The following is a 22,431-nucleotide window of genomic DNA, read 5'->3' as shown; positions in this document are numbered from 1 at the left end:
CGGCGTCCGTACATTGCGAGCGTCAAATCTATGTGGCGCAAGGGGATATACGCCAATGCAAGACATCATGATGCTCGTTCAGGACCCGGCCGCCTGGGTGGCCCTCGTCACCCTCGTGGTGATGGAAGTGGTCCTCGGGATCGACAACCTCATCTTCATCTCTATTCTCACCAACAAGCTGCCGCCTGAGCATCGCGAGAAAGCACGAAAGGTCGGCATTGGCCTCGCCCTTGTGATGCGACTTGCCCTCCTTGGCACCATTGCCTGGATCGTGAAGCTGACGACGCCAATCTTCGAACTGTTCGGCCACGGCTTCTCCTGGAAGGACATCATCCTGATCGCCGGCGGTCTCTTCCTGCTCTGGAAGGCGACGAAAGAAATCCACCACAACGTCGATCCGGCCGATCACGACGAGGATTTCATTGCCACGGCAGCGACGGCCGGCTTTACGGCCGCGATCGGCCAGATCCTGTTGCTCGACCTCGTCTTCTCGGTGGATAGCATCATCACCGCCGTCGGCATGACGCCGCATCTGCCGATCATGGTCGTCGCTGTGATTGCAGCCGTGACCGTCATGCTGGTCGCGGCAACGCCGCTCGCGAACTTCATCGAGAGGAACCCGACTATCGTCATGCTGGCCCTCGCCTTCTTAATGATGATCGGCACGACCCTGATCGCCGAGGGCATGGGCTTCCACGTGCCGAAGGGCTACGTCTACGCTGCAATGGCCTTCTCAGCATTGGTGGAGGTGCTCAACATGCTCGCCCGCAACGCCCGTCAGCGAAAGAAGGCCGGCGGACACTAACCGCCGACTGGCCTGCAGAATCAAGGCGCGCGGCCAAACCCAGCCGCGCGCCTAAGCATATCCCCAAGCGCCAGTGATTGCTCCAACGGCGTCGATTTCATCATCGACATTCTGACGGCGCGGCAGTCGTTCCGGCGCAATAGCCGCGCAGACCGGCCTCAGGCGGTCTTTGCAAGCTCCTTGTCGATCGCCGAGACCAGCCGCTGGTCCTCGGCAGTCACATCCGGCGCAAATCGCGCAGCAACCTTGCCATCGCGACCGATCAGGAACTTTTCGAAGTTCCAGAGGATTTCGTTGTTGTCGCCGGTCGCAAGGCCGTTGTTGCGCAGCCGCTCCCGCATCGGGCCTTCGCCAACGGCGGTCTCGACAGCGGCCGTCAGCTGCTGGTAAAGCGGATGCTGGTCCTCGCCCTTCACCGAAATCTTCGAGAAGATCGGAAACTTGACGTCATACGTCAGGGTGCAGAATTCAATGATCTCGGCATCCGTGCCCGGCTCCTGCCCCTTGAAATTGTTCGCCGGAAAGGCGGCAATCACGAAACCACGCTCGCGCTTGTCCTCATAGAGCTTCTCGAGCCCTTCATATTGGACTGTCAGGCCGCATTTGGAGGCCACATTGACGACCAGGATCACCTTGCCGCGGTGATCATTCAGCGTCGTCTCGCGACCATCAGCCAGCTTCACGGGTATATTCAAAAGATCAGTCATCACCATCTCCAGCGTGAATTTCGCCGCGGAAGCTATACCCCCCCATGCGTTTGTCCAGCGGGCAGATGCAGTCCACTGGCAAAATCAATCAAAACAGCTAGTTTGGCCCGAGAGCACGGGAGGGCGCGACGGAAGATGGTGCCGGAATTGCTGGTGGCGGTCGTTGTCTTCGCTTTGCTTATGACAGCCTCGATCGGAACGATGCTGACCTACTCGAAGCTGCCGGTGCATCACCGTCAGGACGAAACCAATACCGTCGTCCGGCTGGTCGCCAACATTTTCGTCGTCATGACCTCTCTGGTCTTTGGCTTGATGATTAATTCCTCAAAGAACACCTTTGCCGAGATCGACAAGAATGTGCACGCCTTCGCAACGCAGATCATCCTTCTCGATCGAACCCTGCGCACCTATGGCCTCGAAGCCAACGAAACCCGTAAGCGTCTGGAAAAATACGTCGAAAAGGCCCTGACCAATCCGGCCCGCGCCGCCCCCGACCCATTGGTTAAAAGTGACCGCACGACCGAATTTGCACTCAATGCCGTCGGAGACAGTCTTTCGCTGATCAGGCCGTCCGACCCAGGGCATGTTGCACTCTGGAACGACGCCCGCCAGCAGTACCAAAGGATCGTCGAGCAGCGCTGGGTTATCGTCGAACAGTCGGAAGGTGTCATTCCAAGGCCGCTCATCAGCATGCTGACAGCGTGGCTGACCTTGATCTTTGCCAGCTTCGGCTATCGCGCGCCGAGAAATATCATCGTCGTCGTGATGTTCACCATCTCCGCGCTTCTCATATCGCTATCAATCTTCGTCGTGCTGGATATGGACATCCCGTTCGCGGGCTGGATCCAGATCTCCGACACGCCTCTTCACAGGGCGCTGGCCGAGCTCCGGCAATAGCAATTCCGAAATGCCGCGCCGCCTTGAACAAGACAGCACGCCTGACTCTGCAATCAAACTCAGCGGACAGCAACCGTCGGCCAATCGATGAGATCGGCCTTGGCTCCGGCAAGCGTCTCGCGGCTGCGGGACACGACGTCGTGGGGGAAGCCGAGCGGCATGGCGCTCGCGTCGTCGAGGCGCCGGACCTGATCTTGAGTAAGCTTCACGTCGAGCGCTGCGAGGTTGTCGGAAAGCTGCGCTGCCGTGCGCGGTCCGATGATCGGGAGCGTGCCCTTGTGCAGTACCCAGGCAATAGCCACCTGGCCGGCCGGCACGCCGGTTTCCTCGGCGATGGCAAGCACGGCGTCGACCGTTGCCGTCTTGCGCGCATCGCTCTCGGAGTGGATGACGACGCCGAGCCCCTGCTTGCGGCCGGTTTCGCCCTTGCGGTACTTACCGGTCAGCAACCCACCGCCGAGCGGCGACCAGCCGACGGTGCCAAGACCAAAGGCCGCCGCCATCGGCAGAAGTTCGCGCTCGGCCGTGCGCTCGACAAGGCTGTATTCCAACTGCAGGGCCGACAGCGGCGCCCAGCCGCGCAGTTCCGCAAGCGTGGCACCCGTCGCCACCCGCCAGGCCGGAAAGTCTGAAAGGCCAGCATAGAGAATCTTGCCCGAGCGGACGAGATCGTCGAAACCGCGCATGATCTCGTCGATCGGTGTCACGGCATCCGGCATGTGTGCCCAGAGGAGATCGATCCGATCGGTGCCGAGCCGTTTCAGGCTTGCCTCCACCGACTGCACCATGGCCTTGCGGCTGTTGCCGGTACCCTGCAGCCCCGCCCCATGACGATCGCCAAGCGAGAACTTCGTCGCCACGACGATGTCGTCGCGGTCACTGGCGATGAATTCGCCAAGCATCGTTTCCGACTGGCCGAATTGGTACTGGTCGGCCGTGTCGACAAAGTTGCCGCCGGCATTGCGGTAACCATCGAACACGACCTTGGCTTCTTCTCGGCCCGATCCGTAGCCCCAGCCCGTTCCAAAGTTGCCAGTGCCGAGTGCCATGCTGGAGACGCGAAGGCCGGTCCGGCCGAAGATCCTGTAGCGCATTGTCATTGCCTTCCCTCATCTATTTTTAAATGACGGTCGTCATTCATTTGCATTTAAATGACGGACGTCATATAATTTGTCAAGAGCAGATGATGAGAACCTAGAATGCGCCCGACCAAGGAACAGGCAAACCAAAACCGCCAGCGGATCGTCGACACGGCCGGCCGGCTGTTTCGCGAGAAGGGAATTCACGCTGTCGGCGTCGATGAAGTCATGAAGGGCGCCGGGCTGACGCATGGCGGCTTCTACGGCCACTTCAAGTCGAAGGGCGACCTCGCCGCGGAGGCGGTCAGCCACGCCTTGCAGGAGAGCCTGCGCACCGAGCCTGCCTATGCCACACTCGGTGCCTTGGCGAAGAATTATCTGTCGAAGGCTCATCGCGATGCGGCCGAGAACGGCTGCACCGTCGCGGCTCTTGGCCCCGAAATCGCCCGTCTCCCGAAGGGACAGCGTGGCGGCATCGCCGACTACGTTCGTGCACGCATCGAGCAGGTTGAACAAATCCAGACGCAGCAAGGCGAAACGGTCGATCGCGGCAAGGCCATAGCCGATCTCTCAAGCCTCGTCGGGGCTCTCGTCATGGCGCGTGCCGTCGACGATCCTGCCCTCTCCGACGAAATCCTCGCGCAAACCATCTGCGTCCTTTCCGAGCAGGACTAGGAACTTTTGCACTCGGCGCAGCATTGATTAGTCCGGGAAGGCTTACAGATACCAATGCGGCGGGCAGCCGCCCGTTGTCCGTCGCCCAGCCTCAAGTCGCCGGAGTCGCATGACAACGCATCAGATCCTCGCCTTCGGCGTCATCGGCCTGATGATGGCAGTCTTCATCTGGGACCGATTCCGCTATGATCTGGTTGCCTGCTGCTCGCTTGTCCTGGCGGTGGCGGTCGGCATCGTTCCATTCGATAGGGCATTTTCGGGTTTCAGCGATGACATCGTCATCATCGTCGGCAGTGCGCTTATCGTCAGCGCCGGCGTCGCGCGCTCGGGAATCGTCGATACGACGATCAAGCGCTTCTTCCCCAACCTGAACAAGCTGCATGCGCAGCTCGCCCTGCTGCTCATTGTCGTCGCGGTTCTTTCCGCCTTCATCAAGAACATCGGCGCGCTTGCGATCATGATCCCGGTCGCTTTCCAGTTTGCCCGCAGAACCGGGAGATCGCCATCGCTCTACCTGATGCCCATGAGCTTTGCCGCCCTTCTCGGCGGGCTGATGACCCAGATCGGCACCTCGCCGAACATCGTGGTCTCTCGGCTTCGCGGCGAGATTACCGGCGCGCCCTTCACCATGTTCGACTTCACGCCCGTCGGCGCGACGCTCACGCTGGTCGGTATTGTCTTTCTGATCTTTTTCCGCCGGCTCGTTCCCGAGCGGCAGAACGAGAACCCGTCGCTGGAGGAAGCGCTGGACTTTAAGAACTACTTCTCCGAAGCGACGGTGGTGGAGGGCTCGGGCTTTGAGGGCATGGAACTCAACGGCATCCTGCAGCTCGGCGATGGAGAAGTGGTCGCAACGGCAATCCTGCGCGGGCATTCGCGTCTCTCACCATTCCCTGACATCCTCCTGAAAGCAGGAGACACGATCCTACTGGAGGGGCGCCCGGAGGCGCTCGACCGCGTCGTTTCCAACGCCAAACTCAAGCTCGCCGGCAAGCCGATACCCGAGGCGAAAGACGAGGGAGACGTCACCTCCATCGAAGCCGTCGTCTCGTCGGAGTCTGTGCTGATCGGCTGGTCCGCGCGGCAGCTCTCACTGTGGAACCGTCGTCGGATCAACCTGCTTGCCGTCAGCCGCCACGGCCACCGGCTGACGGAGCGGCTGAGCGAAGTGACGCTGCGCGCCGGCGATGTGCTTGTGCTGCAGGGCAGCCGCCGAAACCTGCCTGCCTTCCTGCAGGAATTCTCGTGCCTTCCCTTGGCCCAACGCGACATCATGCTCGGCACGCCGCGCAGGGCCTATATGCCGCTGCTGATCCTCGCGGCCGCGATGGGTGTAACGGCGGCCGGAATGGTCCCGGTTTCGGTTGCCTTCTTCTGTGCGGCGCTGGCGATGGTCGTCTTCCGGGTGATCCCGCTCGCCGAAGTCTACAAAGCGGTGGACGGGCCAATCCTGATTATGCTTGCGGCCTTGATCCCCGTCTCCGACACATTGCGAACGTCCGGTGGCAGCGATCTGATTGCCAGATGGCTTGGCCACTTTGCGGCCCAGATGCCGCCCTACGGGGCATTGGCGCTGATCCTGATTACAGCCATGGCGGTGACACCGTTCCTCAACAATGCGGCGACGGTCCTGGTCATGGCGCCGATTGCGGCGAGCTTTGCCCAAACGCTCGGCTATAGGCCTGAGGCTTTCCTGATGGCGGTCGCCATCGGCGCCGGCTGCGATTTCCTGACCCCGATCGGCCACCAGTGCAACACGCTGGTCTTCGGTCCCGGCGGCTATCGCTTCAGCGATTACCCCCGTCTCGGCCTGCCGCTGTCCTTCATCATCGTCCTCTTCAGCGTACCCGCGCTGCTTTATGTCTGGCCCGTCCACTGACACGATTGCCCATTTTCCTTGACGCGCGCGGTCGAATATGGCCTTAAGGCCAGCCAAATGGGCAATCGGCGATGAACGGGGGCAACGCCCTTTTCCGGCCGGTTTCCTGATCCAGTTATCTGCATTCCTTCCGGCCGAGCGTCGCTTTCTCTGGAAAGCCGCCCGGCATCATTTGACGGGCACATAAAATGACAGTTTCCGGCGTCCGCGTCCGCATTGCTCCCTCGCCGACCGGCGAGCCGCATGTCGGCACTGCTTATATCGCACTCTTCAATTATCTTTTCGCTAAGAAGAACGGCGGCGAGTTCATCCTGCGCATCGAAGACACCGATGCCACGCGCTCGACCCCGGAATTCGAGACGAAGGTGTTGGACGCGCTGAAATGGTGCGGCCTCGAATGGAAGGAAGGCCCGGATATCGGCGGCCCCTATGGCCCCTACCGCCAGTCCGACCGCAAGGACATCTACACCCCCTACGGCCAGGAATTGCTGGACAAGGGCCATGCCTTCCGCTGTTTCTGCACGCCCGAGCGTCTGGAAAAGATGCGCGAAGAGCAGCGCGCCGCCGGCAAGGCACCGAAGTATGACGGTCTCTGCCTGAAATACTCGGCCGAAGAAGTCAGCGCCAAGATGGCAGCTGGCGAAGGCTCGGTCATCCGCATGAAGATCCCGACCGAGGGCTCCTGCGACTTCACCGACGGCGTCTATGGCGATGTCAGCATTCCGTGGGATTCGGTCGACATGCAGGTCCTGATTAAGGGCGACGGCATGCCGACCTATCACATGGCAAACGTCATCGACGACCATCTGATGAAGATCACCCACGTCGCGCGCGGCGAAGAGTGGCTGGCATCGGTGCCAAAGCACATCCTGCTTTACCGCTATTTCGGCTGGGAACAGCCGGTGTTCATGCACCTGTCGCTGATGCGCAACGCCGACAAGTCGAAGCTGTCGAAGCGCAAGAACCCGACCTCGATCTCCTATTACTCCGCTCTCGGCTATATCCCGGAAGCGCTGATGAACTTCCTCGGCCTGTTCTTCGTGCAGATCGCTGAAGGCGAAGAGCTGTTGACGATGGACGAGCTCTCCGAGAAGTTCGACCCCGAGAACCTCTCCAAGGCCGGCGCGATCTTCGACATCCAGAAGCTCGACTGGCTGAACGGCCGCTGGATCCGCGAGAAGCTGTCAGAAGAGGAATTCCAGGCCCGCGTGCTCGACTGGGCAATGGAGAACGACCGCCTGAAGGCCGGTCTTCGCCTGTCGCAGTCGCGTATCTCCAAGCTCGGCGAATTGCCCGATCTCGCCGGCTTCCTGCTGAAATCCGATCTCGGCGTCGATCCTTCGGCCTTCGCCAAGATCAAGTCGCCGCCGGAAGAGATCCTCGAGATTCTCAACACCGTTCAGCCGGACCTCGAAAAGATCCTCGAATGGAACGTCGAAACGATCGAGGCTGAACTGCGCGCGATTGCCGAGCGCATCGGCAAGAAGCTAAAGGTCGTTGTAGCACCGCTCTTCGTTGCCGTTTCCGGCTCGTCGCGCTCGCTGCCGCTCTTCGACTCTATGGCTATCCTTGGTCGCTCCGTCGTGCGCCAGCGGCTGAAACTAGCCGCCCAGGCAGTCGCTTCCCTCGTCGGCCCGAAGAACTGAACCGGACGTTTGCATCATGACCGAAAAGACCGAAACAGCGACCCTTTCCTCAGACGCAACCGAAGTCCGTGCCCAGAAGCTGAAGCTGCTGCGCGAGCAGATCGGCGACGTCTATCCGGCGCATTTCCACCGGACCATGACCAATGCCGAACTGGCGGAGAAGTACAAGGACCTCGAATCAGACGTGGAGACGCAGGATATCGTGACCGTCGCCGGCCGCGTCTATTCCTCCCGGAACTCCGGCATGTTCATGGATATTCATGACGCCTCCGGCAAGATACAGATCTTCAGCCACAAGGATGTGACGCCCGAGGAAGCGCGCAACATGCTTGCGATGATCGATATCGGCGACATCATCGGCGTGACGGGCACCGTGCGCCGCACCAAGCGCGGCGAGTTGTCGATCAACGCCCGCGAAATCATCATGCTGACGAAGTCGCTGCTACCGATGCCGGAGAAGTGGCACGGCGTTTCCGACGTCGAAATCCGCTATCGCAAGCGTCATCTCGACATCATGACCAACGAGGAATCGAAACTGCGCTTCCAGCAGCGTTCGAAGATCGTCTCCGGCATCCGTCGCTTCATGGAAAACGACGGCTTCATGGAAGTCGAGACGCCGATGCTGCATTCGGTCTATGGCGGCGCCACCGCCGAGCCGTTCAAGACGCATCACAACACGCTGAAGCTCGACATGTACCTGCGCATCGCGCCGGAACTGTTCCTGAAGCGTACGCTGGTTTCCGGCCTCACCGACAAGGTGTTCGAGATCAACCGCAACTTCCGCAACGAAGGCGTCTCGACCCGGCACAATCCTGAATTCACGATGATGGAGTGCTACTGGGCCTATGCCGACTACGAGGACATCATGGACCTCGTCGAGCGGCTGTTCGAAAGCCTGGCGCTGTCGATCCACGGCACGACGGAATTCCCCTTCGGCGACAAGACGATCTCCTTCAAGGGGCCATTCAAGCGCGTCCCGATGCCCGATGCCGTCAAGGAAGTCACCGGCATCGACTTCCTCGCCATCAAGACCGACGAGGAAGCCCGCGCCGCCGCCAAGGCTGCCGGCTTCGCGGTCGAGAAGGATTGGACCTGGGGCGAATGCCTTGCCTTCATCTTCGAGGAGAAGGTCGAGGCAACGCTCATCCAGCCATCGCACGTCACGCATTTCCCGAAGGACATCTCGCCCTTCGCCAAGGAAGTGCCGGGGGAGCCGCGCCTCGTCGAACGCTTCGAGACTTATTGCAACGCCTGGGAACTCGGCAACGCCTTCTCGGAACTCAACGATCCGGAAGAACAGCGCCGCCGCATGGTCGAGCAGCTGGAGCAGGCTCATGCCCGCGGTGAAAAGGAAAAGCAGCTGGACGACGAATTCCTCGATGCGATCGACCAGGGCATGCCGCCGGCCGGTGGCCTCGGCATCGGCGTCGACCGTCTGATCATGCTCCTGACCGACGCCCCGTCGATCCGCGACGTCATTCTTTTCCCGGCTCGCCGCAGCAAGGCTGACTGACCCGGCTCATATGGAATAGAAAAGGCGGCGGCCCGCTGGGCTCGCCGCCTTTTTTTTTCGAAACGTTAGTGACCGGCAGCCGGTGCCGCTTTCTCCGCCGCAGGCGCCGAGCCGTGCCCGCCGCCCTCGGCCGGCTTTTCTTCCTTCGCCGCTTCTATCGTCTCATCCTTGCTCTCGCCACCCTTCGTGGCAGCGACAGCGATCAGATCGATACAGTCGGAGTATTCCTTGAAGGATGCGTTCAGGGCGGTGATTTCTTCTTCAGGCAAATCGACGCGTTCGCCGAAGAACAGCCCATTGGCGGCAGCCGACCCGTCGTAATAGCGGGCGGTGTACGTCTTGGCCTCCGCGCTTTCGAGGACGGGATCGGGATGTGGAATGTAGACGACGTCGGCGCCTATCGCCCGGCCGCGAATGTCGGATCGCAGCGTCGGCCCATTGGTATCGAGGACGACGACCTGCACCAGATCCGGCTTCTGCGCGTCGTAGACCGCCTTGGCCACGCGAAGCGCAGTCTTGACCCGCGTCATGCCGTCGGTCGGCTCGGTCTTGATATATTTGCGGATCCAGACGCGGTTCTGCTTCTTGATGGTGACGAGATTGACATCGGTGCAGGAGAGACCGTTCGTCGTTTCTGCGGACAGGCCGAGGATCTTGTCTTTGCCGATATAAAGCGCGGCACCGCCGGAGACGCCCCCAAGGAGAGCGACTCCAGCGATGATAAACACCAATTTCCGGGAGGGCCGGAAGATGCGCAGTAGGGCCTTCACGCCAACTGCTCCGCCATTAACAAGCTCCAACGCAATACGAGTGGTTTCGACGCTAGAGAAATGACGTTTCCGAATACTTAAATGCGGCCTCCAAGTTTGCGTCAGTATGGGCTTAGTACCAAAAAAGGTCCAAGCTTTCCCTGTGCTTGCCAATATCCTCGCGGCCATGCTCTAACGACGCATGGCCTTCACGCTTCGCCAGATCCAGTATTTCGTCGCCGTCGCCGAGCAGGGCTCCGTAACGCGCGCTGCGCAGAACCTTTCGATCTCGCAATCCTCGGTTACGGAAGCCCTCAAGGAGCTGGAAACCGACCTCGGCGTCGAGCTCTTCGAGCGCCATCCGCGTGGCCTCACGATCACTCACAATGGCCATCAGTTCCTCCGTCATGCGACGAAAATCCTGGCGAGCGTATCGGATGCGCGCACCAGTTTCTCGGGCAAGGAGAACGAGCTCTCCGGCACGCTCAACATCGGTGTGACCTCGCTCGTCGCGGGCTACGTGCTCTCCGACCTCTTGGCCCGCTATCGCCGCGCCTGCCCCGGCGTCGAAGTCAGTGCCATCGAGGACAATGGCGGCTATCTCGAGCACCTGCTGGTCGGCGGCGAGCTGGATGTTGCGGTCATGGTCATCTCCAACCTGCGCGATCGCATGGCCTTGCAGGCGGAAATCCTGGAGACCTCGCCCTATCGTCTTTGGCTGCCCATGGGCCATCCACTCGTCTCCGCCGACATCATTTCCGTCGCCGATATCGCTCGCGAGCCGCTGATCATGCTGACGGTTGACGAAATCGAGGAGAACACCGGGAAGCTGCTGTCGGCGCTGGGCGCGCGCCCGCATGTCGCCTTCCGCACCCGCTCCGTCGAAGCAGTGCGCAGCCTGGTCGCCACCGGCGCCGGCGTGGCGCTTCTGCCCGATCTCGTCTACCGCCCCTGGTCGCTGGAAGGCGATCGCATCGAGAGCCGCGACGTGTCCGGCTCGCTGCCGGTCGTCCAGGTCGGCATGGTCTGGCGCAAGGGCTCCAGCCTGCCGCAGGCGGCGCGCGACTTCGTGGGCATCGCGGAAGCACTGCGATCCGGCCGACCTCGCTAGCCATTCAGTCGCGATATCGGAAATTCCGATATCGCCTTTCTGATAAATGAATTTGCGAAACCGGAAAATTCGGCGCATTTTTTCAACCGGGAACATAACGCTACGAAAAGTGGCACAACCGGGAGACAGATGATGAAATATCTTCTGAAATCGTGCACCACTGCCCTAGCGAGCCTAAGCTTGCTGACGCAGGTTGCCGCCGCCGAACCGCTGAAGGCATTGGGCAAGGGTGAGGGTGCGGTCAGCATTGTGGCCTGGGCGGGCTATATCGAACGCGGCGAAACCGACAAGAGCTACGACTGGGTCACCGCCTTCGAAAAAGAAACCGGCTGCAAGGTCTCCGTCAAGACCGCGGCAACCTCCGACGAAATGGTCTCGCTGATGAATGAAGGAGGCTTCGATCTCGTCACCGCCTCCGGCGATGCATCGCTTCGCCTGATCGCTGGCAAGCGCGTGCAGCCCATCAACACCGACCTAATCCCGAGCTTCAAGAACGTCGATCCGCGCTTGCAGAAGGGCGCTTGGTACACGGTCAACGGCGTTCACTACGGCGTTCCCTACCTCTGGGGCCCGAACGTGCTGATGTACAACACCGATGCCTTCAAGGGTAAGGCACCGACCAGCTGGAAGGTCGTTTTCGAGGAGGAGACCCTTCCGGACGGCAAGTCCAACAAGGGTCGCGTTCAGGCCTATGATGGACCGATCTATGTCGCTGATGCCGCGCTCTACCTGATGGCTCACAAGCCGGACCTTGGAATCAAGGATCCCTATGAGCTAAACGAAGACCAGTACAAGGCCGCCCTCGACCTGCTGCGCGGCCAGCGCAAGCTCGTTTCGCGCTACTGGCACGACGCGATGATCCAGATCGACGACTTCAAGAACGAAGGCGTCGTGGCCGCCGGGTCCTGGCCGTTCCAGGTCAACCTGATGCAGGCCGACAAGCAGAAGATCGCCTCCACCTTCCCGGAAGAAGGCGTGACCGGCTGGGCTGACACGACCATGCTGCACGCCGACAGTCAACATCCGAACTGCGCCTACATGTGGATGGAACACTCGCTGCAGGCCAAGGTGCAGGGCGACGCCGCTGCTTGGTTCGGCGCCGTACCGTCCGTTCCCGCTGCCTGCAAGGGCAACGAGCTGCTGACCGACGGTGGTTGCGCCACCAACGGCTACGAAAACTTCGCGAAGATAAGGTTCTGGAGGACACCGACCGCGAAGTGCACGACGCAGAACGAATGCGTGCCCTATCATCGCTGGGTCTCGGACTATATCGGCGTGATCGGCGGACGATAATCCCGTCCGCAACCTCTTCTTCTCCTCGCTCGGGGAGAAACGCCCTGCGAGGGCAGACGAGGGGGCAACCGTGCAAAAGAGCGGACGTCAGCGCGGGGGCGCGATGACGGAACGCCGAGTTGTCCCCTCGTTGGAGCCTTCTGGGCCACCTTCTTCCCGCTGCGAAGAAGACAAAACAGACACCACATTCCGGAGCTTGTCATGACACCCGCCGTCCGTTTCCAAAAGGTCTCGCGCTATTTCGGGCAGGTCCGCGCCGTTGACGGCGTCGATCTCGAAATCGCGCCCGGCGAATTCTTCGCCATGCTTGGCCCTTCCGGATCCGGCAAGACCACCTGCCTGCGCCTGATCGCAGGCTTCGAGCAGCCGACGGGCGGTCACATCGAAATCTTCGGCGAGACGGCCGAGGGCATTCCGCCCTATCGCCGCAACGTCAATACCGTCTTCCAGGACTACGCGCTCTTCCCGCATCTCAATATCCTCGACAACGTCGCTTACGGGTTGATGGTCAAGGGCGTCGGCAAGGCCGAACGCACCAAAGCCGCTGAACAGGCGCTGGAACTGGTGAAGCTTCCCGGCTATGGCGCGCGCAGGCCCGGACAGCTTTCCGGCGGCCAGCGGCAGCGCGTGGCGCTCGCCCGCGCCCTCGTCAACAAGCCGAAGGTCCTCCTCCTCGACGAACCGCTCGGCGCGCTCGACCTGAAGCTGCGCGAGCAGATGCAGGAAGAGCTGAAGAGCCTGCAGCGCGCACTTGGCATCACCTTCATCTTCGTCACCCATGACCAGGGCGAGGCCCTGTCGATGGCCGACCACGTCGCCGTCTTCAACAATGGCGGCATCGTCCAGGAAGGCACCCCGCACGACATCTATCGCCGCCCGAAGACCCGCTTCGTGGCCGATTTCGTCGGGTCCTCCAATGTGATCGCACCCGATCTGATGACCTCGCTCGGCGGCGAGAAGCGTTGGGCGAGCCTACGCCCGGAAGCAATCCACCTCGCCGGCGAAGGCGTCGAGGCGCGCGTCGAGCATGCAAGCTTCCTCGGCTCGTCGACCCGCCTCTCGGTCGATATTCGCGGCAGCCGGCTGCACGTCATGCTGCCGGCCGGCGCCAACGTGCCGGATGTCGGCACAAGCGTCCGCCTCGCCTGGCAGCCCGTCGACGTGCATTACATGGATGACGCAGCATGACAGCGCTTGCCCTCGCCAAGCCGGCCCAATTGCGCGAAACCTCGATCCTTCCCGGTCGCGGCGGTTTCTTCGGCAGGCTCTCCGATGCCTTCTGGCGGCGTCCAAAGCTGCTGCTCTTCCTGATGCTGACACCGCCGCTGCTGTGGCTCGGCATCATCTACATCGGCTCGCTGATTGCGTTGCTCCTGCAGAGTTTCTTCTCGATCGATGATTTCTCCGGTCTGGTGAACTACGAGTTCACGCTCGCGACCTACGCGCAGCTGTTCAGTCCGACGAACTTCGACATCATCATCCGAACCATCGCCATGGCGGCGATCGTGACGCTGGCGTCTGCCATCATCGCCTTTCCCATCGCCTACTACGCCGCCCGCTATGCGCAGGGTAAATGGAAGGCGCTGTTCTATCTCGGTATCATGCTGCCGCTCTGGTCGAGCTATCTCGTGAAGATCTACGCGTGGAAACTCATTCTTGCCAAGGAAGGCATCCTGACCTGGATCTTCGCCAAGCTGCACCTCTCCTGGCTGCTCGACGGTGTCCTCAACCTGCCCGTTATCGGTGGCAATTCGCTGTCGGTCAGCTATCTCGGCACCTTTCTCGTCTTCGTCTATGTCTGGCTGCCCTACATGATCCTGCCAACGCAGGCAGCTCTCGAACGCGTCCCGGGCAACCTCATCGAGGCCTCGTCTGACCTCGGCGCGACGCCGAGCCAGACCTTCCGCACCGTGCTCTTCCCGCTGGCGCTGCCCGGTATCGTCGCAGGCTCGATCTTCACATTCTCGCTGACGTTGGGCGACTACATCATTCCGCAGATCATCGGTTCATCGCGCCTCTTCATTGGCCAGGCAGTCTATGCTCAGCAGGGAACGGCGGGCAACGTCCCGCTGGCTGCCGCCTTCTCCGTCGTGCCGATCGTCATCATGGCCATCTATCTCTGGCTAGCCAAGAAACAGGGGGCCTTCGATGCGCTCTGATCGTAACCAGTCCTCTCCGCTCCCTCTGAAGATCGCTGCCGCCGGCGGGCTGCTCTTCCTGCACCTGCCGATCCTCCTGATCTTCGTCTACGCCTTCACCACCGAGGAGAAGAGCTATCAGTGGCCGCCGCCGGGCCTGACGACGCAGTGGTTCGCCGTCGCGTGGAACCGCCCCGACCTCTGGGCAGCACTCGCTCTCTCCGTACAGGTCGCCGTAATCGCCACGGCCATCGCCCTGGTGCTCGGCACGCTTTGCGCCGCCGCTGTCAGCCAGACGAAGTTCTTCGGTCGTGAAGCGATCTCGCTTCTGGTCATCCTGCCGATCGCGTTGCCCGGCATTATCACCGGCATTTCGCTGCGCTCGGCCTTCAGCCTGTTCGACATCCCCTTCTCGGTCTGGACGATCGTGCTCGGCCACGCGACCTTCTGTGTCGTGGTCGTTTACAACAACGCCGTCGCCCGCTTCCGTCGCACCTCCGGATCGCTGATCGAGGCGTCGATGGATCTTGGCGCCGACGGCTTCCAGACCTTCCGCCACGTGATCCTGCCGAATATCGGCACGGCGCTCCTAGCCGGCGGCATGCTCGCCTTTGCGCTGTCGTTCGACGAAGTCATCGTCACCACCTTCACCGGCGGTCAGCAATCCACACTGCCAATCTGGATGCTCGAAGAACTCATCCGCCCGCGCCAGCGCCCGGTCACCAACGTGGTCGCAATGGTCGTCGTGCTCGTCACTTTCCTGCCGATCCTGGCAGCCTACTACCTCACCCGCGACGGCGATCAGGTCGCCGGAGCCGGCAAATAATGAGGGAGGTGACATGAAAGAGGTCGCCTCCGGAGAGAACGGATCACTGAGATGCAGGTGATGATTGAGGGACAGTCACGCTTCCGGCCTTTCGGCTTATCCTGTTGGGGTTTTGCAGATCTCAACAAGGGAGTTGGAAGCATGACTGCCTCATATGATTACCATATCGGCGTCGACTACCACAAATCCTACAGCCACCTGGTGGTGCAGGATTCGGGCGGCAAGACGCTCAGATCCGGCCGGGTGAAGAACGACCGCCAGTCGCTCGGCGGCTTTCTCGAGCGCTACCGGGAGAACAGCCACGCGGTGGTCGAGGCGACGCGCAACTGGATGGTGATGTATGACTGGCTCGACGACATTTGTGATGATGTCGTTCTCGCCCATCCATGGAAGGTCAAGGCAATTGCCGACGCCAAGATCAAGACCGACAAGATCGACGCGACGGTGCTGGCGCATCTGCTCAGAGCCGACCTGGTGCCGCAGGCCTGGGCACCGAGCGACAAGGCCCGCGAGCTGCGTGTCGCGCTGCGCGAGCGGATGTTTTACGTGCGGCTGCGCACGATGACAAAGAACCGGATCGTCACGGTGTTCGACCGCTATCCGGAGCAGACGGCGCAGTTGAAAAAGCTCGGTGACCTGTTCGGCAAGGCCGGCCGCGTGCAACTGGCGCAGGTCAAGGTCTCGGAGATCGACCGCATCCAGATCGACCGCGGTCTCGCCTTCATCGGCGACATCGATGGGCGGATCAAGCAGTCGGAGGCGACGATCCGGGCAATGACCAAGGCCAACGCCAATGTGAAGCTATTGAGGACGATCCCCGGCATTGGCGAGTTCTTTGCAAGGTTGATCGATGCGGAGATCGACGACATCTCGCGGTTCCGCAACCCGAAGAAGCTTGCCGCCTATGCCGGGCTGGTGCCGTCGACCTATTCCTCCGGCGGCAAGACCTTCCATGGCAAGATCATCCGGCAGGGCAACAAGTGGCTGCGCTGGGCCTTCGTCGAGGCCGTCACACCTGCCATCGTCAGCAATGCGCAGCTTCGCGCCCAATACGAACACCTGAAGATCAGGGCAGTTAACAAGGCGCGTGTGGCCCTCGCGCGCAAGCTTTTGACGATCGCCTTCCAGATCCTGCGTGATCAGCGCGCTGACGAGCCGCGCGGCACCAGCCCCATGGAAGGCGCGTCGACGATATCCCGGTTGTCCTGATGGCAAACTAGCGAGCCCGGCAGGACTGGGCTGCGCTCCTCAAGGAGAATGGGAAACCGGGAGCCGAACGCCATTCTGTGACCGAAGCCAACGCATCAGGTCACGCATTGGAGATTGGTTCGAAAACCGCAGGACAGCAAAAGCTATTTGTCCGGCGGAAAGAAGGACTTTGCCGATCGGCACGAATGCCGGTCGAAACGTAACCGAACCCAAGGAAAAGCCGCCAGTTCGAGGCGTCTTGCCCCTTGTGTTCTTTCATTGGAGAACATCATGGACACCGCGATGCTGATTGGATCCCGCTTCGAAGCGGGCACGGAAACGGAAGAGCACATCCTGAACCCGAAGACGGGCGAGACGGTGCTTGACCTGCCGGAAGCCTCGCTTGGCCAGATCGACGCCGCCGTCGATGCCGCGGAAAGCGCCTTCAGGAGCTGGTCGCAGACGACGCCCGCTGAACGCTCGGGCTACCTCTTGAGGATCGCAGATGCGATCGAGAAGGACGCGCAAGGGTTTGCCGCACTCGAAGCGCTGAACTGCGGCAAACCGATCAACGCCGTGCTGAACGATGAAATACCTGCGATCGTCGATTGTTACCGCTTCTTTGCCGGTGCCGTCCGCAACCTGCACGGTCCGGTCGCCGGCGAGTATCTGCCGGGCCATACCTCGATGATCCGCCGCGATCCGGTCGGCATCGTTGGTTCGATTGCACCGTGGAACTACCCGCTGATGATGATGGCCTGGAAGCTGGCGCCCGCGATCGCCGGCGGCAACACTGTCGTCTTCAAGCCCTCCGAGCAGACGCCGCTGACCGCGCTGAAGATGGCCAAGCTGCTTGCCGATATCCTGCCCGAAGGCGTGGTCAACGTCGTCCTCGGCCGCGGCGAGAGCGTCGGCAATGCCCTGATCAACCATCCAAAGATCGGCATGGTGTCGATCACCGGCGATGTTGCCACCGGCAAGAAGGTGCTGCAGGCAGCCGCCAAGACCGTCAAGCGCACGCATCTGGAGCTCGGCGGCAAGGCACCGGTCATCGTCTTCGACGACGCCGATATCGACGCCGTCGTCTCAGGCATTCGCACCTTTGGCTACTACAATGCCGGCCAGGATTGCACCGCCGCCTGCCGCATCTATGCCGACGCCAAGGTCTACGACAGGTTCGTCGCCGACCTCTCCTCAGCCGTCTCCTCGATCAGGTTCAACCAGGCCGACGATACCGAAAACGAGATCGGCCCGCTGATTTCCAAGCGCCAGCGCGACCGCGTCGAGAGCTTCGTCACACGCGCTGCCGAACACAAGCACATGGAAATCACTACCGGCGGCAAGACTTCGGGCGAGAAAGGCTTCTTCTACACACCAACGGTCATCGCCGGCGCCACGCAGGACGACGAAATCGTTCGCCGCGAGGTGTTTGGCCCCGTCGTCTCGGTCACCCGCTTTACTGATGTCGAGGATGCCGTCACCTGGGCAAACGACAGCGATTATGGGCTCGCCTCCTCGGTCTGGACCAAGGACGTCAGCCGCGGCATGAAAACGGCCGCCCGACTGCAATATGGCTGCACCTGGATCAACACCCACTTCATGCTGGTCAACGAGATGCCGCATGGCGGCTTGAAGCAGTCCGGCTACGGCAAGGACATGTCGGTCTACGCGCTGGAGGACTACACTGCCGTCCGCCACGTGATGATCAATCACGGCTGAGCCGGAGCTGCCTCGCGCCGCCGCTGCAACACGCGGCGGCGTCCTTTCGGTTTCGGCCACACCTCGCCTTAAGCGATGTGGAACAATTTTCCTCGTACTTCGTCATCTACGCGATGAGCAGAAAGGAAAATTCCAATGCTTAAATGGGCCCTTATATTCTTCGTTGTTTCGCTAATCGCCGGTTTCTTCGGCTTCTCCGGCACATCGGCCGCAACGGCGACGATTGCTCGCGTTCTCTTCGGCATTGCGCTGGTGATCTTCCTAATCTTCCTCGTCCTGGCGCTGATCGCCGGCAATGCGGTGCTTTAGCCCGCGCGTTGTGCGGAAAAGAGAGGCACCGAATCCCTGAAGCCTTTCAGGGACACCGCGCCAAGGCCCTGGAAGGCAAGCCCGCGCGCCGATGCTTCAGCCGCAGCACGCGTATTGAAGCAAACAAGCGTCTGCGAAGGTCCCGCAAGGGCCGAAACGCGCGCTGCAAGGTTGACTGTCCGCCCGAAGATATCGCCGTCGCGCGGCACCACCTGTCCCGTCGCGACACCAACCGGCACCGGAGGTAACTCATCCGACCGACTTTGCTCCACCAACGAGAGCGATGCTTCCACGGCCGAGGCCGCATCCGGAAACAGCATCATCACGCCATCCCCCAGTGGCTTGATGATGCGCCCGTCGAAGCTGCGTGAAAGGCGTTGTGCGATCGCCTCGAACCGTGCGGCCTTTTCGGCGGCCGGCACATCGCCGATCTCCTGCGTTAGCCCCGCGAAGCCGGAGAGATGGGCGAAGGCGACAGCAGGCAAGCTCGCCTCGTCACCGGATTCCAAGCCGTGCTCGCGCAGAGCGTCGTGCAGCCTCCCGACAATATTGTCGAAAACCGCTTCTTCCAGCATCCGTCGCTGCAGCGGGAAGAGTATCCGCAAACCGATCCGCTGCAGCGCCAGCCGCTTGGCGGCAGAGATCTCCAGAAGCTTGTGGTAGCTCAGGCCGGCATTCAGCATGGGCTCCTCGACCTCACCGCGGAAGAGGTCGCGCATCGTGTCGACGCAGCGGCGAACCGAATGACCGAAGACGCGCAGCACCCGTTCCATCCCGGCGGCCGAGGCGCCGAGCTGCGTGCACTGCGCCACACGCTGGATGAACTCCACGTCGTCTTCGCGAAGCAGCTGATCCGCCTGCAGAAGCGGCAGGCTGGCATTCGCCCTCAGAGCGTTCAGCATGTCGAGGTTGAGTTGTCCCGCCGTCACCTCGACCGAGACCGCCGCCTCGCTCATCGTCACCGGCTCGAATATCAACTGGCTTGCGAACTCAACCGAGAATATCTGCCGCTTCAATCCCTCGGCAAGAACATCGACGCCGATGCCAGCGTCCCGCAGCGCGAGGATCAGCCGAAGCCGGCTGACGTCGCTCGGCGCATAGCCGGTGACTCCAGGCGTGATGACCTGCAGGCGCTCGAGATCGCTGAGGCTGGCATCGTCGCAGCCGGCAAGCACCAACAATCTCTCGCGCGGCAACGCTTCCATGACAGCAACCTCTGGCGGCAGAGATTGCTTCATACATCAGATTGACGCGCCCCTCCACGCAGCCAAATGGGCTAGAGGAGGCTCGCCCCGACATTGATGGCAAGCGCCAGGATCGTCGTGTTAAAAAGGAACGACAGGATGGAATGCAGCAGCGTCAGCTTGCGCATGGTCACCGATGTTGTCACGACGTCGGCCGTCTGCGAGGCGACGCCGATAGTGAAGGAGTAGTAGAGGAAGTCCCAATAGACCGGCTCGTCATTGCCTTCCGGAAACTTCAGCCCTTCCCCCTTGTCCTCCCCGCCATAGAAGCGATGCGCGTAGTGTACAGTGAACAAGGTATGCAGGAATGCCCAGGAGATCAGAATCGTGGCGATTGCACCAAGCGCTCGTACGAGTGCTTCGCCGGCCTCAGCCTCCTTGGCTGTATGAAGCTCCAGGGCGATGCCGGCGATGCTGGCGAGCGCCGCCAGGATCGAGAGTGCCAGCAGGAAGACGTCTGAAAAGTCGAGATCCTCCGCCCGCTTGCGGATGCTGGCAACGCTCGCACGCAACATCCGGCGCCAGGTGAGCGCCGTAAACACGATGGCGCTCACGTTCCAGCCGAAAATCAGGTTCTGCGGGTTGACCTGGCGACTGGTGAGCAGCAGGAACGTCACCAGCCCGGCGGCCACGGCAACGACGAACACCATGTGCTTGCGCACTTGCCCCATGAGCCGACTTTCCCGGTCCCCCGCACCTTCCGCCATCACTGTCCTACCGCTGCAAGATCGCCCCTTGATATCAGCTTGATGGCAGCGGGAGCAATATGATCTCAGCCGGTCCAGCCACCGTCGACGACATGGATCTGACCTGTCGTGAAGCCGGATTCGTCACCAGCGAGATAGGTCACGAGAGCAGCAATTTCCTCTGGGGTTGCGATGCGTCCCATCGGTTGGCGGGCGATGAAATCCTTCAGCGCCTTTTCGTAGTCGCCAGTGGCGCGCAGGCGATCGTGCAGAGAGGGGCTGTCCACCGTGCCGGGGCAGATCGCGTTGGCGCGGATGCCCTTGGCGACAAAGTCAGAGGCAATCGACTTGGTGAGACCGATCACGGCTGCCTTCGATGCACTATAGGCGAAACGATTGGGAACGCCCTTCACGCTGGAAGCAACCGAGGCCATGTTGACGATGGACCCCTTGCCCTTCTCCAGCATCCCGGGAAGGAAAGTACGGCAGGTCGTATACATCGCCTTGGCGTTCAGGTTGAAGGAGAAGTCCCAGTCCTTCTCGTCACATTCGAGGATCGAGCCGGCATGAACGAAGCCGGCGCAATTGAAGAGAACGTCGATCGGGCCGATCTCGGCTGCGAGGGCGCGGACGGCATCACCATCGAGCACGTTGAGAACGTGCTTCTCAGCGCCTTCCAGCGTGGAAAGCGTCTTTTCGTTGATATCGGTCGCATAGACATGCGCGCCAAGCGAAAGGAAGCGCTCAGCGCTCGCTCGACCGATACCCTGTCCTGCCGCCGTGATGACGACCTTCTTGCCTTCCAGACCGTGGCTCATACATCCTCCCAAAATTCCAGCGCTTGCGGCGCATTCATTCATATGCAAACAATATATTCAAATTGGCGTCAACCTGTATAAGCACGCTTCGCTCGCCGGAGAAACCCTAGTCGATCTCGTGCCGACGGGCATGGGAAATCTGACCATCAAGGTATCACCGCGCGGATACCGCAATTCGGCGCAGACAACATGGCATGAATGGGAGGAACCGCATGCTTTTCGATACACACCTGCACGTCGTCGATCGGCAGGCGCTCGACTATCCCTGGCTCTCCGGCGCGGGCGACCTCAACCGGGACAGTCTCTACGAGGACTACGCGCGTGATGCGATGCGCTGCGGCATCACCAATGTCTTGCATATGGAAGTCGACGTAGCACCCGCGCGCATCGATGACGAAACCAATTATGTCAGGGAGGTCAGTCGCCGCCCGGGCAGCCTGGTGCGCGGCGTCATCGCCGCCTGCCGGCCGGAGGAGCATGGATTTGCGGCTTGTCTCGAACGGTCACTTGCCGATCCCTTCGTGAAGGGGTTCCGCCGCGTTCTGCATGTGGCGCCCGACGATACAGCCGTACGGCCACTGTTCCGCGAAAACATCAAGCGGCTATCCACAACGCGCATGACGTTCGACCTCTGTGTCTTCCCGCATCAATTCGAAACCATCCTCGCGCTTGTCGATCATTGCCCGGATGTTCGCTTCATTCTCGACCATTGCGCCAACCCGCCGATCAAGGACGGCATGAGCGAAGTGTGGCGCAAGAGTGTCACGGAATTCTCGCGCCGCTCGAATGTGACCGCAAAGATCTCTGGCGTTATCGCGTATGGCGATCTCGAAAACTGGTCGGTCGACAGCCTGCGTCCCTATGTCGAGCATACGATCGAGAGCTTCGGCTGGGATCGCGTCGTCTGGGGCAGCGACTGGCCGGTTTGCACGCTGGGCGGCGGGTTGACACCCTGGGTCGCTGCCACCCATGCGCTGACAGCAGGCTGCAGCCCTGAGGAGCGCGACAAGCTCTATCAGGCCAACGCCAAGCGCATCTGGTCGATGTGAATCGAGTAGGAGGGAGCCTTGCGGCGTCCCTCCTCCCACACGACCGTGCGAACGGTTCCGTACAGGGCGGTTCATGAAGCGTTGTTTAGACGTCTGAGTT

21 protein-coding genes are annotated in these 22,431 nt (G+C 61.2%); 15 read left to right on the top strand and 6 right to left on the bottom strand.

Annotation, left to right across the window (positions count from 1 at the left end):
- Positions 1–55 precede the first annotated feature (55 nt).
- Positions 56–805: a TerC family protein gene (locus FHT71_RS27520; RefSeq protein ID WP_132589089.1), complete on the top strand. Its 750-nt coding sequence runs from the start codon at positions 56–58 to the stop codon at positions 803–805.
- 158 nt (positions 806–963) lie between these two features.
- On the opposite strand, the gene FHT71_RS27515 is transcribed toward FHT71_RS27520, so the two are convergent.
- Positions 964–1,512, bottom strand: a complete 549-nt coding sequence (locus FHT71_RS27515; protein ID WP_165933069.1) for a glutathione peroxidase — start codon at positions 1,510–1,512, stop codon at positions 964–966.
- A 135-nt stretch (positions 1,513–1,647) separates the two neighbouring features.
- On the opposite strand from FHT71_RS27515, the gene FHT71_RS27510 reads away from it, so the two are divergent.
- Positions 1,648–2,409, top strand: a complete 762-nt coding sequence (locus FHT71_RS27510; protein WP_132589088.1) for a DUF4239 domain-containing protein — start codon at positions 1,648–1,650, stop codon at positions 2,407–2,409.
- A gap of 59 nt (positions 2,410–2,468) precedes the next feature.
- On the opposite strand, the gene FHT71_RS27505 is transcribed toward FHT71_RS27510, so the two are convergent.
- Complete coding sequence (locus FHT71_RS27505; protein ID WP_132589087.1) at positions 2,469–3,509, bottom strand: aldo/keto reductase; 1,041 nt, start codon at positions 3,507–3,509, stop codon at positions 2,469–2,471.
- Between the two features lie 99 nt (positions 3,510–3,608).
- On the opposite strand from FHT71_RS27505, the gene FHT71_RS27500 reads away from it, so the two are divergent.
- The 4 genes from FHT71_RS27500 (at position 3,609) to lysS (ending at position 9,201) form a co-directional block, all read left to right on the top strand.
- A complete protein-coding gene (locus FHT71_RS27500; protein WP_007802747.1) occupies positions 3,609–4,163 on the top strand; it encodes a TetR/AcrR family transcriptional regulator in 555 nt (184 codons plus the stop codon).
- A 109-nt stretch (positions 4,164–4,272) separates the two neighbouring features.
- Positions 4,273–6,042 (top strand): SLC13 family permease, encoded by a 1,770-nt coding sequence (locus FHT71_RS27495; protein WP_132589086.1) that lies wholly within the window; start codon positions 4,273–4,275, stop codon positions 6,040–6,042.
- Between the two features lie 188 nt (positions 6,043–6,230).
- Entirely contained in the window at positions 6,231–7,688 is a 1,458-nt protein-coding gene (gltX, locus tag FHT71_RS27490; protein WP_132589085.1) for a glutamate--tRNA ligase, read from the top strand.
- A 13-nt stretch (positions 7,689–7,701) separates the two neighbouring features.
- Positions 7,702–9,201, top strand: coding sequence for a lysine--tRNA ligase (gene lysS, locus FHT71_RS27485; protein ID WP_183722928.1), 1,500 nt, complete (start codon positions 7,702–7,704; stop codon positions 9,199–9,201).
- Between the two features lie 65 nt (positions 9,202–9,266).
- Here the strand turns inward: lysS and FHT71_RS27480 are convergent, their stop codons facing one another.
- Complete coding sequence (locus FHT71_RS27480) at positions 9,267–9,971, bottom strand: hypothetical protein (RefSeq protein WP_132589083.1); 705 nt, start codon at positions 9,969–9,971, stop codon at positions 9,267–9,269.
- A gap of 181 nt (positions 9,972–10,152) precedes the next feature.
- Here FHT71_RS27480 and FHT71_RS27475 point away from each other — a divergent pair, with 181 nt between their 5' ends.
- From FHT71_RS27475 to FHT71_RS27440, 8 genes are all read left to right on the top strand, one after another.
- Positions 10,153–11,061, top strand: a complete 909-nt coding sequence (locus tag FHT71_RS27475) for a LysR family transcriptional regulator (RefSeq protein ID WP_132589082.1) — start codon at positions 10,153–10,155, stop codon at positions 11,059–11,061.
- Between the two features lie 132 nt (positions 11,062–11,193).
- A complete protein-coding gene (locus tag FHT71_RS27470) occupies positions 11,194–12,354 on the top strand; it encodes an ABC transporter substrate-binding protein (RefSeq protein WP_183722902.1) in 1,161 nt (386 codons plus the stop codon).
- Between the two features lie 201 nt (positions 12,355–12,555).
- On the top strand, positions 12,556–13,542 hold the full coding sequence (locus tag FHT71_RS27465) for an ABC transporter ATP-binding protein (protein ID WP_132589081.1): 987 nt from the start codon (positions 12,556–12,558) through the stop codon (positions 13,540–13,542).
- The gene (locus FHT71_RS27460; RefSeq protein ID WP_132589080.1) at positions 13,539–14,513 is read left to right on the top strand and encodes an ABC transporter permease; all 975 of its coding nucleotides are present in this window, start codon (positions 13,539–13,541) and stop codon (positions 14,511–14,513) included. The genes FHT71_RS27465 and FHT71_RS27460 overlap by 4 nt, the downstream gene beginning before the upstream one ends.
- Positions 14,503–15,318 carry an ABC transporter permease gene (locus FHT71_RS27455; protein ID WP_132589079.1) on the top strand — a complete coding sequence of 272 codons (816 nt, stop codon included), beginning with the start codon at positions 14,503–14,505 and terminating at the stop codon, positions 15,316–15,318. Before FHT71_RS27460 ends, FHT71_RS27455 begins: the two co-directional genes overlap by 11 nt.
- A 141-nt stretch (positions 15,319–15,459) precedes the next feature.
- A complete protein-coding gene (locus FHT71_RS27450; protein WP_183722900.1) occupies positions 15,460–16,527 on the top strand; it encodes an IS110 family transposase in 1,068 nt (355 codons plus the stop codon).
- A gap of 270 nt (positions 16,528–16,797) precedes the next feature.
- On the top strand, positions 16,798–18,225 hold the full coding sequence (locus FHT71_RS27445) for a gamma-aminobutyraldehyde dehydrogenase (protein WP_132595267.1): 1,428 nt from the start codon (positions 16,798–16,800) through the stop codon (positions 18,223–18,225).
- A gap of 135 nt (positions 18,226–18,360) precedes the next feature.
- On the top strand, positions 18,361–18,534 hold the full coding sequence (locus tag FHT71_RS27440) for a DUF1328 domain-containing protein (RefSeq protein ID WP_183722898.1): 174 nt from the start codon (positions 18,361–18,363) through the stop codon (positions 18,532–18,534).
- Here the strand turns inward: FHT71_RS27440 and FHT71_RS27435 are convergent.
- The 3 genes from FHT71_RS27435 to FHT71_RS27425 all read right to left on the bottom strand — a co-directional run bounded on the left by FHT71_RS27435 (position 18,531) and on the right by FHT71_RS27425 (position 21,282).
- A complete protein-coding gene (locus FHT71_RS27435) occupies positions 18,531–19,739 on the bottom strand; it encodes an adenylate/guanylate cyclase domain-containing protein (RefSeq protein ID WP_183722896.1) in 1,209 nt (402 codons plus the stop codon). The genes FHT71_RS27440 and FHT71_RS27435 overlap by 4 nt on opposite strands.
- 71 nt (positions 19,740–19,810) lie before the next feature.
- Positions 19,811–20,485, bottom strand: a complete 675-nt coding sequence (locus FHT71_RS27430; RefSeq protein ID WP_183722894.1) for a DUF1345 domain-containing protein — start codon at positions 20,483–20,485, stop codon at positions 19,811–19,813.
- A gap of 65 nt (positions 20,486–20,550) precedes the next feature.
- Positions 20,551–21,282 carry an SDR family oxidoreductase gene (locus tag FHT71_RS27425; protein WP_007802780.1) on the bottom strand — a complete coding sequence of 244 codons (732 nt, stop codon included), beginning with the start codon at positions 21,280–21,282 and terminating at the stop codon, positions 20,551–20,553.
- A gap of 212 nt (positions 21,283–21,494) precedes the next feature.
- Here FHT71_RS27425 and FHT71_RS27420 point away from each other — a divergent pair, with 212 nt between their 5' ends.
- Positions 21,495–22,331 (top strand): amidohydrolase, encoded by an 837-nt coding sequence (locus FHT71_RS27420; protein WP_183722892.1) that lies wholly within the window; start codon positions 21,495–21,497, stop codon positions 22,329–22,331.
- The last annotated feature ends 100 nt before the right edge of the window (positions 22,332–22,431 follow it).

The organism is Rhizobium sp. BK060 (assembly GCF_014193145.1).
GTDB lineage: Bacteria > Pseudomonadota > Alphaproteobacteria > Rhizobiales > Rhizobiaceae > Rhizobium.
This window is presented reverse-complemented; position numbering and strand designations above follow the sequence as displayed.